This window comes from Streptomyces sp. DI166 (genome assembly GCF_900091315.1).
Taxonomy (GTDB): Bacteria; Actinomycetota; Actinomycetes; order Streptomycetales; family Streptomycetaceae; genus Streptomyces; species Streptomyces fuscus.
Genome location: NZ_FLSP01000089.1, coordinates 20,204 through 34,149, shown reverse-complemented (window position 1 = coordinate 34,149; position 13,946 = coordinate 20,204). Strand labels below are relative to the sequence as shown.

General features: G+C 71.2%; 10 protein-coding genes. 4 read left to right on the top strand and 6 right to left on the bottom strand.

Annotation, left to right across the window (positions count from 1 at the left end):
* Positions 1-497: MarR family winged helix-turn-helix transcriptional regulator (locus tag GA0115233_RS32025; RefSeq protein WP_093723827.1), on the bottom strand; the 497-nt coding region annotated here is incomplete at its 3' end.
* A gap of 105 nt (positions 498-602) precedes the next feature.
* On the opposite strand from GA0115233_RS32025, the gene GA0115233_RS32020 reads away from it, so the two are divergent.
* Positions 603-1,550: an EamA family transporter gene (locus GA0115233_RS32020; RefSeq protein ID WP_093723826.1), complete on the top strand. Its 948-nt coding sequence runs from the start codon at positions 603-605 to the stop codon at positions 1,548-1,550.
* 74 nt (positions 1,551-1,624) lie between these two features.
* Here the strand turns inward: GA0115233_RS32020 and pepN are convergent, their stop codons facing one another.
* The 3 genes from pepN to GA0115233_RS40740 form a co-directional block, all read right to left on the bottom strand.
* Positions 1,625-4,201: an aminopeptidase N gene (gene pepN, locus GA0115233_RS32015; protein WP_093723825.1), complete on the bottom strand. Its 2,577-nt coding sequence runs from the start codon at positions 4,199-4,201 to the stop codon at positions 1,625-1,627.
* A gap of 314 nt (positions 4,202-4,515) precedes the next feature.
* A complete protein-coding gene (locus GA0115233_RS32010; RefSeq protein ID WP_093723824.1) occupies positions 4,516-5,532 on the bottom strand; it encodes an aspartate-semialdehyde dehydrogenase in 1,017 nt (338 codons plus the stop codon).
* A 118-nt stretch (positions 5,533-5,650) separates the two neighbouring features.
* The gene (locus GA0115233_RS40740; RefSeq protein ID WP_255310426.1) at positions 5,651-7,831 is read right to left on the bottom strand and encodes a TerD family protein; all 2,181 of its coding nucleotides are present in this window, start codon (positions 7,829-7,831) and stop codon (positions 5,651-5,653) included.
* A gap of 137 nt (positions 7,832-7,968) precedes the next feature.
* On the opposite strand from GA0115233_RS40740, the gene GA0115233_RS32000 reads away from it, so the two are divergent.
* Positions 7,969-8,514, top strand: coding sequence for an RNA polymerase sigma factor (locus GA0115233_RS32000; RefSeq protein WP_176712017.1), 546 nt, complete (start codon positions 7,969-7,971; stop codon positions 8,512-8,514).
* Position 8,515: 1 nt separating this feature from the next.
* Positions 8,516-9,274 (top strand): hypothetical protein, encoded by a 759-nt coding sequence (locus GA0115233_RS31995; RefSeq protein ID WP_093723822.1) that lies wholly within the window; start codon positions 8,516-8,518, stop codon positions 9,272-9,274.
* A gap of 63 nt (positions 9,275-9,337) precedes the next feature.
* On the opposite strand, the gene GA0115233_RS31990 is transcribed toward GA0115233_RS31995, so the two are convergent.
* The gene (locus tag GA0115233_RS31990) at positions 9,338-12,628 is read right to left on the bottom strand and encodes a S8 family serine peptidase (RefSeq protein WP_093723831.1); all 3,291 of its coding nucleotides are present in this window, start codon (positions 12,626-12,628) and stop codon (positions 9,338-9,340) included.
* 217 nt (positions 12,629-12,845) lie between these two features.
* Complete coding sequence (locus GA0115233_RS31985) at positions 12,846-13,379, bottom strand: CGNR zinc finger domain-containing protein (RefSeq protein WP_093723821.1); 534 nt, start codon at positions 13,377-13,379, stop codon at positions 12,846-12,848.
* A 121-nt stretch (positions 13,380-13,500) separates the two neighbouring features.
* Here GA0115233_RS31985 and GA0115233_RS31980 point away from each other — a divergent pair, with 121 nt between their 5' ends.
* A complete protein-coding gene (locus tag GA0115233_RS31980; RefSeq protein WP_093723820.1) occupies positions 13,501-13,944 on the top strand; it encodes a VOC family protein in 444 nt (147 codons plus the stop codon).
* Positions 13,945-13,946: the final 2 nt, after the last annotated feature.

Below are 13,946 nucleotides of genomic sequence, written 5' to 3'. Positions count from 1 at the left end.
CCGGCGAGCAGTTCCCGCAACAGGTCGGCCAGTTGGCCGACCTGTTCGCTGTTCAGGGCGGACAGTGCCTCTGTCTGGACGGCGAGTCCGGCGCCGACCGCCTCGTCGACGAGCCGCAGTCCTTCGTCGGTCAGGCTCACCTGGAGCCCCCGCCGGTCGTGCGGGTCGGGCGAGCGGCGCAGCAGCCCGGCCCGCTCCAGCTTGTCCAGCCGCCCGGTCATGCCGCCCGTGGTCAGCATCAGCGTCGCCGAGAGCTGGCGGGGCGAGAGGGTGTACGGCTCGCCCGAGCGGCGCAGGGTGGCGAGGACGTCGAACTCGCCCCGGGAGATCCCGAACCGGCCGTAGGTCTTCTCCTGGCGGTCGCCCACCGCGCGCGAGATGCGGTTGATCCGCCCGAAGACCTCCATCGCGGCCGTGTCCAGGTCGGGCCGGACGGCCGCCCACTGCTCGATGATCGCGTCGACGGCGTCCTTGCGTGGCCCAGGGCGTGCGTTCATGGGCCGAGTATCGGGGCTGGAAGAGTCGCCCGCAAGAAAGTGGCTTGACGAAAAGTAGCTTAGGACTAAGCTACTTTCTATCGATCTATCTGAAGGGTGCGTCCCATGGCCACCAGCCGCCCCGCGCTCATCGCCGTCACCGCCCTGGCCCCCGCGTCCTGGGGCACCACCTACTACGTCACCACCGAGTTCCTGCCGCCGGACCGCCCGCTGTTCACCGGCCTGATGCGCGCCCTGCCCGCCGGACTGCTGCTCCTCGCGTTCGCCCGGGTCCTGCCGCACGGCATCTGGTGGCGCCGTGCCGCGGCGCTCGGCGCGCTCAACATCGGCGCCTTCTTCCCGCTGCTGTTCCTGGCCGCGTACCGGCTGCCCGGCGGGCTCGCCGCGGTCGTCGGTTCGATCGGGCCCCTGTTCGTGGTGGGCCTGTCGGCGCTGCTGCTCGCGCAGAGGCCGACGGTACGGGCCCTGGTCACCGGGGCGGCGGCCGCGTTCGGGGTGAGCCTGGTCGTGCTGAAGGCGGTCGGCGCCCTGGACCCGCTCGGCGTCTCGGCGGCCCTCGCCTCCACCGCCTCGATGTCCACCGGCACGGTGCTGGCCAAGAAGTGGGGCCGCCCCGAGGGCGCCGGACCGACCGCGCTGGCCGGCTGGCAGCTCACCGTCGGCGGGCTGCTGATCGCGCCGGTCGCCTTCCTGGTCGAGGGCGCGCCGCCCGCGCTGGACGCCCGCGCGGTCGGCGGCTACCTGTACCTGGCCCTCGCCGGTACGGCCGTCGCGTACTGGCTCTGGTTCCGCGGTATTGGGCGCCTCACCGCCACCCAGGTCACCTTCCTGATCCCGCTCTCCCCGCTCACCGCGGCGGTCGTCGGCTGGGCCGCGCTGGGGGAGTCGCTGACGCCGGTGCAACTGACCGGCATGGCGCTGGCGCTGGGCGCGACGGTGGCGGGGCAACTGGTGCCGGGCGGGAAGGGAGGCACCGCACGGTCCGTCCCCGTGGCCGGGAACAAGACCCCGAGGCATCCGGCGAAGGCCGCGGAACCGGCGCTGCGACGGTAGGCGGACAGGGCGGTAAACAGCGGGGGCGTTCCGTCGTGATGACGGAACGCCCCCGGCCGTGTGTGCCCCGTGCCCTACTGGGCGGCGGTCGCGTCCGCGGCCTGGGCCCTCAGGGCGCGCTCCACGCCCGAGCGGGACTCCGAGACCAGACGGCGCAGGGCCGCGTTCGGCGCGGCCTCCTCCAGCCAGCGGTCCGTACGGGCCAGGGTCTCCTCGGAGACCTGGATCGTCGGGTACAGACCGACCGCGATCTGCTGGGCGATCTCGTGGGAGCGGGCGTCCCAGATGTCCTTCAGTACCTCGAAGAACTTCTCCGTGTACGGCGCCAGCAGCTCACGCTGGTCGGTCTGGACGAAGCCGCCGATCACCGCCTCCTGCACCGCGTTCGGGAGCTTGTCGGACTCGATGACCGAGGCCCACGCCTCCGCCTTCGCCTCCGGGGTCGGCCGCGCGGCGCGCGCCGTGGCGGCGTGCCGCTCACCCGCCGCGGTCCTGTCCCGCTCGTATTCGCCCGCGATCTCCGCCTCGTCGAAGCGGCCCACCGCGGCGAGCCGCTCGACGAACGCCCAGCGCAGCTCGGTGTCGACGGCCAGGCCCTCGATCGACTGCGTGCCGTCCAGCAAGCCCTCCAGCAGGTCCAGCTGCTCCGGCGTACGGGCGGTCGCCGCGAACGCGCGCGCCCACGCCAGCTGGTGGTCCCCGCCGGCCGGGGCGGAGCGCAGGTGGGCCAGCGTGGCGTCGGTCCAGCGGGCCAGCAGCGCCTCGCGGGAGGCGGGGTCGGCGTACAGGTCGACGGCCAGCTTCACCTGGCGGTGCAGCGACTGCACGACACCGATGTCCGACTCCTTGCCGATGCCGGACAGCACCAGCGAGAGGTAGTCACGGGCGGGCAGTTCGGCGTCCCGCGTCATGTCCCAGGCCGAGGCCCAGCACAGGGCGCGCGGCAGGGAGGACTCGAAGTCGCCGAGGTGCTCGGTGACGTAGGCCAGCGACTGCTCGTCGAGGCGGACCTTGGCGTACGACAGGTCGTCGTCGTTGAGCAGCACGACCGCCGGGCGGCGCTTGCCGACGAGCTGCGGCACCTCGGTCAGCTCGCCGTCCACGTCCAGCTCGATGCGCTCGTCGCGCACCAGCTTGCCGCTCTCCTCGTCCCGCTCGTACAGGCCCACCGCGATGCGGTGCGGGCGCAGCGTCGGCTCGCCCTTGGCGCCCGCCGGGAGCGCCGGGGCCTCCTGGCGGATGGCGAAGGAGGTGACGGCACCGTCCGCGTCGGTCTCGATCTGCGGGCGCAGGATGTTGATGCCGGCGGTCTGGAGCCATTTCTCCGACCAGTTCTTCAGGTCGCGCCCGGAGGTCTCCTCCAGCGCGCCGAGCAGGTCGGACAGGCGGGTGTTGCCGTAGGCGTGGCGCTTGAAGTAGGCCTGCACGCCCGCGAAGAACTCGTCCATGCCGACGTAGGCGACGAGCTGCTTGAGGACCGAGGCGCCCTTGGCGTAGGTGATGCCGTCGAAGTTGACCAGGACGTCGTCCAGGTCCCGGATCTCGGCCATGATCGGGTGCGTGGAGGGCAGCTGGTCCTGCCGGTACGCCCACGTCTTCATGGAGTTCGCGAACGTTGTCCACGCGTGCGGCCAGCGGCTCTCCGGCGCGTAGGCCTGGCAGGCGATGGAGGTGTAGGTGGCGAACGACTCGTTCAGCCACAGGTCGTTCCACCACTCCATGGTGACCAGGTCACCGAACCACATGTGGGCCAGCTCGTGGAGGATCGTCTCCGCGCGGACCTCGTACGCGGCGTCCGTCACCTTCGAGCGGAAGACGTACTGGTCGCGGATGGTGACCGCGCCCGCGTTCTCCATGGCGCCCGCGTTGAACTCGGGCACGAAGAGCTGGTCGTACTTCTTGAAGGGGTACTGGTAGTCGAACTTCTCCTGGAACCAGTCGAAGCCCTGCCGGGTGACCTCGAAGATCGCGTCCGAGTCGAGGAACTCGGCGAGCGAGGGACGGCAGTAGATACCGAGCGGGACGGACTGGCCGTCCTTCTCGTACACGCTGTGCACGGAGTGGTACGGGCCGACGATGAGCGCCGTGATGTACGTCGAGATACGCGGCGTCGGCTCGAAGGACCAGACGTTGTCCTTGGGCTCCGGGGTGGGCGAGTTGGAGATGACCGTCCAGCCCTCCGGGGCCTTCACGGTGAACTGGAAGGTCGCCTTCAGATCCGGCTGCTCGAAGGAGGCGAAGACGCGGCGGGCGTCCGGCACCTCGAACTGGGTGTACAGGTACGCCTGCTGGTCGACCGGGTCGACGAACCGGTGCAGGCCCTCGCCGGTGTTGGTGTACGCGCAGTCCGCGGCGACGCGCAGGACGTTGCGTCCCTCCAGCAGGCCCGGCAGGGCGATGCGGGAGTCCTTGAAGACCTCCGCCGGGTCGAGCGGTTCGCCGTTGAGGGTCACCTCGTGCACGGTGGGGGCGACCAGGTCGATGAAGGTCTCGGCGCCGCTTTCGGCGACGTCGAAGCGCACTGTGGTCACGGACCGGTAGGTGCCGCCCTCCTGCGCGCCCGAGAGGTCGAGATCGATCTCGTACGAGTCAACGGTGAGCAGCTTCGCCCGCTGCTGCGCCTCTTCGCGAGTCAGGTTTGTGCCAGGCACGCGGTCATCTCCTCGTTATGTGTGGGTTCGGCCATCCTTCCATGGGAGCGTGGCCACGGCGACGAGGGTTTTCCCTCGCCCCCGCCGCCCGCTGCCCCCTGGACCCCCGCTCCTCAAACGCCGGAGGGGCTGATTGCAGCCCGCCGGTGTTTCAGCCCGTCCGGCGTTTGAGGACGAGGCCCGTTCAGGGCCGAAACGGGGGTCTGGGGGCGGCAGCCCCCAGGGGACGGGAACGGGTAGGGGCGACGGGGGCGAAAAACAAAAAGAGGGCGGCCCCCGTCGTGCCAGGGGGCCGCCCTCTTCCGTGCTCGGCGTCAGCCCTTCAGCTCCTCCGCCACCAGCTCCGCGATCTGCACCGCGTTCAGCGCGGCGCCCTTGCGGAGGTTGTCGTTGGAGATGAACAGCGCGAGGCCGTTGTCGACCGTCTCGTCGCGGCGGATGCGCCCGACGTACGAGGCGTCCTTGCCGGCGGCCTGGAGCGGGGTCGGGATGTCGGACAGCTCCACCCCCGGCGCGGACGCCAGCAGCTCGGTCGCCCGCTCGGGGCTGACCGGCCGCGCGAAGCGGGCGTTGACCTGGAGGGAGTGACCGGAGAACACCGGGACCCGGACACAGGTGCCGGAGACCTTCAGCTCGGGGATCTCCAGGATCTTGCGGGACTCGTTGCGGAGCTTCTGCTCCTCGTCCGTCTCGTTCAGACCGTCGTCCACGAGGTTCCCGGCGAGGGGCAGCACGTTGAAGGCGATCGGCCGCTTGTAGACCTGCGGCTCGGGGAAGTCCACCGCCGCACCGTCGTGCGTCAGCTTGTCCGCGTCCGCGACGACCTTCTGCACCTGCCCGTGCAGTTCCGCCACACCCGCGAGGCCGGATCCGGACACCGCCTGGTAGGTGGTGGCGACCAGCGCCTCAAGGCCCGCCTCCTCGTGCAGCACCTTGAGCACGGGCATCGCGGCCATGGTGGTGCAGTTCGGGTTGGCGATGATCCCCTTGGGGCGGTTCGCGATGGCGTGCGGGTTGACCTCGGACACCACCAGCGGCACCTCGGGGTCCTTGCGCCAGGCCGAGGAGTTGTCGATCACGACGGCGCCCTGCGAGGCGACCTTCTCGGCCAGCGCCTTGGAGGTCGCGCCGCCCGCTGAGAACAGCACGATGTCCAGGCCCGTGTAGTCGGCCGTCGCCGCGTCCTCCACCGTGACCCCGTCCAGGACCGTCCCCGCCGACCGGGCGGAGGCGAACAGGCGCAGCTCGGTGACCGGGAAGTTCCGCTCCGTGAGGATCCTGCGCATGACCGTGCCGACCTGTCCGGTGGCTCCGACGATTCCTACCTTCACGGGGGACTCCTCTGCGTGATCTACCTGTGCGTGCCCGGACGGCCGGACCCCTCCATGATGCGGGGGACCCGGCCATATGTGTCCAATCGTTTGCCCGAGGGATGGACCGTCCCCCGTCTCAGCCCCGCCTCTCCAGCTCCCACTCGCCCAAACCGCGGACCTGGAGGAATCCCGCCGGGATCCGGTGATGGCCGAGGGATCTTGCGACGCGACGCACCGGGAACAGGTTTTCGTCCAGTTCGATGAGGGGGATCAGATTGGACAGCGGACCGTAGTCGTGAGTGACCAGCATCTCCGTCTCGGGTCCGGTGTGACGTACGACTCCGAATCCCTTGCCCGCCACCCGCCGGACGCGCCCGCCGATGACCGGGGCCTCGTCGAGCGGCACGGGTTCGACGCGCCAGCCCACCCCGTCGCCCGCCTGGACACGGACGCAGCACAGGCCCTCGGGATCGACCCAGACGGGGCCCACGACCGGGCGGCGGCGGGTGTCCGTGTCGGCGACGAGGGCGCTCTGGCCGCGCGGAGGGTTCATCGCGTGCGCGACCAGATAACCGGCCTCCTCGGTCGTGCGGAACAGCCGGAGCAGCGTGGGCGGGCCCTGGTAGCGCAGGAGTGTGCTGCCGGTGCCCTCCACCGGGCCCTTCAACAGGGGCGCCTCCTCGACGGGCCGCACCCTCAGCCGCCACTTGGAGGTGCCGCGGATCTCCAGGGTGCACCGCTCCTGGCCCCGGGCGAACAGCAGATGGCTGCCGCGCCGGCCGTGCCGGGTGCCGTTCATCCACTCCCCGTCCGAGTCGCCGTACTCGTCGAGCTGGGTCACCGTGTGGGCCTGCCGACCGGCGCCGCAGATGTCGTACTCCAGCAGGGCCGGACGGCCGGGCCACGGGTTGACCAGGGTGACGACGGCGTCCCGGCGGCCCTGGTAGACGCCGTCGGCGGGGGCGGCCGTGGTGGTGAGGACGGGGATGGGGAGCGCCTTGAGCCGCCAGGCGCCCTCGCCGTCCTTCACCGTGACGAACACCGGACCGCGCGAGAGCGGGACGGTCTTGTCGACCCGTCCCATCTCGTTGAAGAGGAGGCGGCCCTCGTGGAGTGCGGTCAGATGGCCGGGGTCGAGGGCGTCCACGCAGAACAGCTGCGCGTTGCGTCCACCGTCGAACCGCCCCTGCAGATCGCCCGCGGGCCCGTCCCAGCGCAGCACCTCGCGACCGGAACCGCTCACGGTCTCACCGGGGGCGATCGGGCGCGCCGCGGACACCGGCAGCACGGTGACCTTCCATGCTCCCTGTGCCTCCACCCGCAGCCGCAGTCGGCGCCCCTCCGGTGCCACGGCCAGGCTCCGGCCCCGGTAGGGGGACCGGACAGTGTTGTGCACCAATCGGTCCGGCTGCTTGTCGGCATCGAGGACATCGATGCCGAACAGACCCTCGCCCTCGTGCTCCGCCTCCACGATCACCGGGCCCGCGGGCAGCCTCGCCGCGATCTCGCGGCTGCCGCGGCCGCTGCGGGACCAGGGGCGGAACTCCGGGCCGAAGGGGCCGAGAGCCCGCCCACCACCCGAGCCCTGCGCGGCCGGGGTAATCGGGGCGGCCGGGGCGGCGGGGGTAATAGGGGCGGTCGGGGCGGCGGGGGTAATCGGGGCGGTCGGGGCGGCGGGGCCCGCAGGCCCGGTGGGTGCCGCGGCTGCGGCCGGTGCCGGTATCGCTCCGGCCGGGGGTTCCGCCACCTTCGTCACCCCGGGGTTCACCACCGGCCCCCGGGAAACCCGCGGCTCCGCCACCACGATCCCGAAGTCCGTCGCCAGCCCCGCGAGCCCGGTGTCGTACCCCTGTCCCACCGCGCGGAACTTCCACTGACCGTCGCGCCGGTAGAACTCGCCCAGTACGAACGCCGTCTCGGTGCTCGCGTCCGTCACCTCGTAGTGCACGACGATCGTGCCGTCCGGCGCGACGGTCTGCGCCGCGAGACCGGGCACCGCCCCGAAGGTGCCGTCGTCGCAGGAGGCGGCGATCAGCACGCGCTGGACGGCCGGTTCCACCCGGGGCAGATCCAGCTCCAGCCACTGGGCGAGCTGCTCCCCGCTGTCCCCGGTGCCGATGTGCCGTACCGCACCCGAGGGATGCACGGGCTGGCTGTGGAAGACCAGGTCGGCGTCGCCGCGCACCTTGCCCACCGCGTCCAGCAGCAGCGCGGAGACCTCCACGGCCGGTGCCCCGGCGGCCTTGCGGCGGCACACCGCCACCCTCAGCAGACCTGCCGGAACAGGGGTGTTGGCCCCCTTCGTGATGATCGTCATGGCGCACATGGTGGCAGTGGTGGAGATGTGAAGAAACGGTTCCGCAGGGGTGACCGGACCCGACGGGAATCTCCCCGAACTCGTGTCGAACGTTTCCGCCCCCACCCGCGTCATAGGAGAAACGCGGCGAGGGGAGGGTGGCTGTGCTGCGCAGAATGGCCCGCCGTGGCCAGAGGGACGGGGCGCCGGTCGTACCGGACGATCCTCTGGACGCGGCTCAGGAGCGCAGAGTGCGGGCGGTGCTCGCGCTCGGCGGTGTGCCGCAGGCGGACCTGCTGGACGGGGTACAGCAGGTCCGCCTGCGGCTGCTGGAACGCGCGGCCAGCGGCAAGGAGGCGCCGCGGGACGTCTCGGCGTGGGCGGCGGTGGTCGCCTCCAACCTCGCCATGGACTGGCACCGGGCCAAGCGCCGCCAGGAGCGGCTCGGCGAACGCCTCGCCGCCCTGCGGCAGGCCGAGCACCCGTCCGGCGAGGACACCAGCGTGCTCTCCCTCGCCGTGGCCCAGGGCCTGGACCAACTGCCCGACGCCCAGCGCCAGGTGGTCGTCCTGCGCTTCTTCGCCGATCTTCCCGTACGCGATATCGCCGAGCAGCTCGCCGTCCCCGAGGGCACGGTCAAGAGCAGGCTGCACACGGCGGTACGGGCCCTGCGGGCCCGACTGCACGAGGACGAGGTGGTGTGACATGACCGCCGAGCACAGCGGCATCGACGCGCTGATGGCCGCGCTCACCGACGAACCCCTGCCCGCCGACGCGGACGCCGCCACCCGCGCCGAGCACCGCACGGCCACGGCCGACCTCGCCGTGCTGCGCGAACAGCTGGGCATCATCGGACACGCGCTGTCCGACCCGAGCGCCCCCGCGGCCCGCCCGGTTCCGGAACCCGCCCCGCGTCCGGCCCGTCCACTTCGCCCCACCAGACGCCGTATGTTCCGCGTGGCCCTCGGCTCGCTGGCGGTGGCCGCCGCGGCGAGCACGGTGGCGGGGCTCGGCTGGCTGGTGACGCAGTCCGGGATGAGCGGGGACGCGGACAACGGCGGCGACTCCTCCGCCGCGGCGAAGGGACAGGCCGACATGGAGAGCGGCGGCACACTCTTCGGCAGCCCCCGCTACCTGGCCTGCGCCTACCTGGTCGCCGAGGGCCAGGTCACCGCCGCCGGACCGGCCGGGAACGACCCGGAACTGGTCCGCGTGGAGGTGAAGGCCACCGAGGTCTACGTGCCCGAGCCCGCGTACGCGAAGAGTGTGAAGGGCAAGCCCCTCACCTACGTCATCGACAAGAACACCGCCCCCGGTCTGCGGACCGGCGACGAGGTCCTGATCGGCGTGCCCGAGAAGGGGGCGTCGCCCGACATGTGGCTCGTCGGCGAGAAGGAGATCGCCCCGGAACGGGACCGGATCAACCGCTCGCTGTCGGGCGCGGCCGACCTGAAGTGTTCGTAGCGGACCGCACGAGAAAGGGCGGGCGCCCGTTCGGACGCCCGCCCCTGGTCACCTGCGTATCCGCTACGGCGTGACCTTCTCGATCTTCACGCTGCCCGCGCCCGCGACCGTGCCGCGCGCGTTGACCAGCTGGACCTGGCCGAAGAACTCACGGCCCTCCGGCGCGCCCGCCTTGGCGGTGACGCTCGCCGCCACCGTGGCGGTGCCGCCCGTGCCCAGCTTCACCGGCGCCGACTCGTCGACCGTGACCGAGCCGAGCGCGGCGGAGAAGAACACGTCGAGGTAGTCGTAGGCCGTGGAGCCGGACGGCACCGAGTAGCCGTCGACCTCGATCGTGTAGGTACCGGCGGCCGGCTCGGCGATGGAGACCGACTCCTCGGAGTCGCCGTCGGCGGACTGCGCGACCTGGTTGCCGTCCTTGTCGAAGACCGTCAGGTCCAGGTCGGCGGCCGTGTCGGTGACCTTGCCGATCGCCACGTCCAGGGACGTGGCGCCCTCGGGCACCTCGACCGTGGTGGTGTGGGTCTCGTGCTCGGCGATGGTCGGCCGGGCCGCCTTCGAGGAGCCGAGCGGGCCGCCGGCCAGCTTGCCGTCCAGGGCGGCGAAGTTGTTCGTCACCTTCCAGGAGGCCTCGACCGGGGTGCCGACCTTGGCCTCGGGCACGGTCACGGTCTCCGGGTCGAAGGCCGCGCCGAGCACGGTGACGTCCAGCTTGTAGGGGTTGTCGAGCAGCGGCGACGTACGGCGCGCCTCGACCTCGATCTCCCAGACGCCGGGCTGCGGGTCGGCGTACGAACGCACGTCCGGGCGGCAGCCGTTGCCGTCGAGGTAGTTGTTGTAGCAGTTCGGCGTGGACGTGGTGTCGACCGGGACGCCGTACGGGTGGATGGAGATGAACCGGGTCTGGCTCTTGCCCTTCAGCCCGCCGATCGCGACCTCAAGGGACTTGGCGCCCTCGGGGACGGTCACGAAGTGGTGCTGGGTGGCGTTGCGCTGCACCGTGCCGGAGCCCGAGTAGCTGAACTTCAGCGGCGCGGAGACCACGACCGTCGTCATGACCAGCTTGTCGGTGCCCTTGGTGCTCGGGTCGTCGACCTCAAGGATCGCGCTCTTGAGCCCGGCGGACTTCGGCTTGGCCTGCACCTTGACGGTGACCGGCTTGTTCAGCGGCAGCTTCACCTCGTCGGAGCCGACGATCCTGAAGGTGCCACCGGCGTTGTTCTCGAAGTGCAGCTCGTGCCGGATCGCGCGGTCGGCGCCGGACGTACGGGTCAGAGTGATCTCGTACGTCTTCTTCTGACCGGCCTTCAGGCCGCCCTCGCGGTCGTAGAGGCCGGTGCCGTAGCCGGGCGTCTTCAGGAACTGGTCGATCGCGGTGTCGACCGGCGCCTTCACCGTGTAGGTGTGCGCGGTCGCGCCCTTCTTGATCGCCTTCCAGGCGTCCGGGATGTTGATCAGGCCGGCGCCTTCCTCGTACGCCTGCACACCCTTGATGTGGTCGGCGGTCGAGGTGAGCGCGGTGCGCAGGGTGGCCGGGGTGAGCGCGATGCCCTTCTGCTTGGCGGCGCTCAGCAGCAGCGCGGAGGCACCGGCGGCCTGCGGGGAGGCCATCGAGGTGCCCTGCAGCATGCCGTAGCCGGCCGGCAGGTCGTAGCCCGCCTCGGCGACCGGGGCTCCCGGCAGCCAGGTCTGGATGGTGTTGATCGCGGCACCCGGCGCCACGAGCGTCGGGGTGAACCCGCCGTCCTCACGCGGACCGCGCGAGGAGAACGGCATCATCGCGTACCGCGTCTTGACCTGGGAGCCGTAGTTGGCGGCCCAGGTCTCGCGGGAGACGGAGGCGCCGACCGAGATGACCTTGTCGGCCAGGGCCGGGTCGCCGATGGTGTTGGCACCGGGGCCGGAGTTGCCCGCGGAGATCACCAGCTGGACGCCGTAGGTGTCGATCAGGCGGGTGTAGAGCTCGGCGCGCGCGTTGTTGCCGTCGTTGAGCGCCGGCAGACCGCCGATGGACATGTTGACGATGTCGACGCCGCGGTTGACGACGAGGTCGATCATGCCCTCGGTGAGCGCGACGTTGGTGCAGCCGCCGCTCCAGGTGCAGGCGCGCGAGGAGACGATCTTCGCGCCCGGCGCGGCACCGTTCATCCTGCCGCCGAACAGGCCCTTGGCCGCGGTGATACCGGCGACGTGGGTGCCGTGCTCGGACTCGATGACACCGATGTTGACGAAGTCGCGCTTCTGGCCGACCCAGTCACCGCCGTAGGGGTCCATCGGGACGTCCTTGCGGATCTCCACGACGAACGGCTGCCGCTCGGCGACGTCGGTGTCCGGGTTGTCGGTGCCGAACCACCCGATCTGGAAGCCGTCCTTGTACGGCTTCATCGGGGTGTCGTCACTGAAGTCGAAGTTGTTGTTCAGGTCGACCCGGACCGTGCCGGCCGCGGCGTCGTAGAGCACGCCCCAGGCGTCGGTGGTGTCGCCGTCGCGGTTCGCGTCACCCTTGGCGTCACCGCCCGCGGTCACCGACTCGCGGAACAGGTTGACCTGGTACGACCCGGCGGGTGCCGTCCAGGTGCGGCCGGAGTAGGTGAAGGTGGGCCCGGTCACGTCGTTGACCATCGGGCGCCAGGTGGCGTCGCCGTCGACGATCGGGTCGGTCGCGGTGACCCAGTCGACGATCTTCCGCTCACCGGTGGTGGTCTTCTGCAGCGCGGGGTGGGACAGGTCCACGCCGGAGTCCAGCACACCGATGGTGATGCCGCGGCCGTCGGCCTTCGGGTTGTCCTCGACGAAGTCGACGGCACCGGTCTCGAAGGACGGGTTGTACGGGTTCTCGGCCGGCGTCTTCTTGTTCGGCGCCGGGTAGGTGGCCGCGGAGGACCCCGACTTCTTGGTGTGGACGACCGGGTCGTCCAGCGGGATCTCCTTGCGCAGGTCGATGCCGTGCACGGAGGAGAGCTTCGCCGCGGCGGCGATGGCGGCGTCCGCCTTGCCGGTCGGCACCGTGGCCCGGACGTAGCCGAGCTTGTCGTAGGTGCGGCCGACCGAGCCGCCCTTGACCGCGTCGAGCTGCTCGGCGACCTGCTCGGTCTTGCCGGGAGCGGTGGCGATCATCATCGTGACGTGCTTGTCACCGGCCGCCTTGGCCTCGGCGAGCAGGTCGGCGTCGTCCGAACCGAGCTTGTCGTCAGCGGACTTGACGACCGGGTCGGCCGGGGCCGGGGAGTCGGCGGCGAGGGCCAGGGGTATCGGCCCGGCGGCGGAGAGCGCGGCCACCAGCCCGGCCGCGACGGCTATTCGGGCCGCGCGTCTGGCACCCGGTACGGGTTCGCGCTGGGGGGTGTGGGTCATCGGCATCCCTTGTGAGTAAAGGAACGATCGTGGAGCGGTCGCTCAGCCTTACCCAAGGCAAGGATGTTTGGGGAGAGTTGACACAATCGAAATGGAGGAATGGGGAAAACCCGCTATCCCTTTCCGGGGCGTTCACCGGTAACTCCGGGCGAGTTTCGGTATTCCGGGGTGACCCTCGGCAAAAGCTCCCAAGTCGCCCTGCCGGGTGTCCGCCCGCTCAGTCCTCCTTGGCGCGGGCGTAATGCCGGGACGCCTTCGCGCGGTTTCCGCAGGTCGCCATGGAGTGCCAGCGGCGGGTGCCGTTGCGCGAGGTGTCGAAGAAGTACAGGACGCAGGCCTCGTGGGCGCAGACGCGGATCCGGTCGGGCGCGGTCACCAGCAGCGTGAGGTAGTTCCGGGCGGCGAGCCAGGCGGGTCCCCAGGCCGGGGAGCGGAACTCCGGCACCTCGCCGGGGCCGTCGGCGGTGAGGGTGGCGCGGATACGGCCGTGCGCGAGCACCTCGTCGACGAGCGGCGCCGCCTCCTTCGGTGACCCGTCGACGGCGGCCTTGATCGCGTCGCGGGCCTGGCGCAGATGGCGCAGGGCGGTGTCGTCGGCGGGGCAGAGGTGGTCGAGGCCGTTCGAGGCGAGCCAGATCGCGAGCCCGTCGGTGTCGGTGAGCAGGTCCTGCACGGCCCCGTCCCGCATCCAGCGCGTGTTGAGCAGGTCCAGCGCGAGCGGTTCGCCGATGTGCGGGCGGGGGTCGGACATGGGGGCTCCTCCTCCGTACTAACCGGTCAAGGGTACGTGACCGGTTGACGCCCCCGTTTCTAACCTCTAACCTCACTTTAAACGGTTAGAAGCAGTCGCACCGCCTCCGATGGGAGCAGCCATGACCCTGCGCACCGGCCACGTGGGCCTGAACGTCACCGACCTGGACCGCTCGCTCGCCTTCTACCGCGACGTCCTCGGCTTCTCCCTGCTGGCGGAGGGCAAGGAGGAGGGCCGGCGGTACGCGTTCTTCGGCGACGGCGGCGCCCCCGTCCTCACGCTGTGGCAGCAGGCGGGGGAGGCCTACGACGGAGCCCGTTCCGGCCTGCACCACCTCGCCTTCCAGGCGGACTCCGTCGAGAGGATCCGCGCGTACGAGACGGCCCTGCGCGAGTACGGCGCGGAGTTCGCCCACGACGGAATGGTGGCCCACGCCGAGGGGGCGGACTCCGGGGGCATCTTCTTCTTCGACCCCGACGGCGTCCGCCTGGAGATCTCGGTGCCGAGCGGCGCCGAGGGCGCGCCGGCCCCCCATGAGTCGGCTCCGACCTGCGGATTCTTCTAACC

Bases quoted from the DNA above. Each gene is read 5' to 3' on its own strand.
- GA0115233_RS32020 (WP_093723826.1), top strand. From the start codon at position 603: ATGGCCACCAGCCGCCCCGCGCTCATCGCCGTCACCGCCCTGGCCCCC.
- GA0115233_RS40740 (WP_255310426.1), bottom strand. From the start codon at position 7,831: ATGACGATCATCACGAAGGGGGCCAACACCCCTGTTCCGGCAGGTCTG.
- GA0115233_RS31995 (WP_093723822.1), top strand. From the start codon at position 8,516: ATGACCGCCGAGCACAGCGGCATCGACGCGCTGATGGCCGCGCTCACC.
- GA0115233_RS31990 (WP_093723831.1), bottom strand. From the start codon at position 12,628: ATGACCCACACCCCCCAGCGCGAACCCGTACCGGGTGCCAGACGCGCG.
- GA0115233_RS31985 (WP_093723821.1), bottom strand. From the start codon at position 13,379: ATGTCCGACCCCCGCCCGCACATCGGCGAACCGCTCGCGCTGGACCTG.
- GA0115233_RS31980 (WP_093723820.1), top strand. From the start codon at position 13,501: ATGACCCTGCGCACCGGCCACGTGGGCCTGAACGTCACCGACCTGGAC.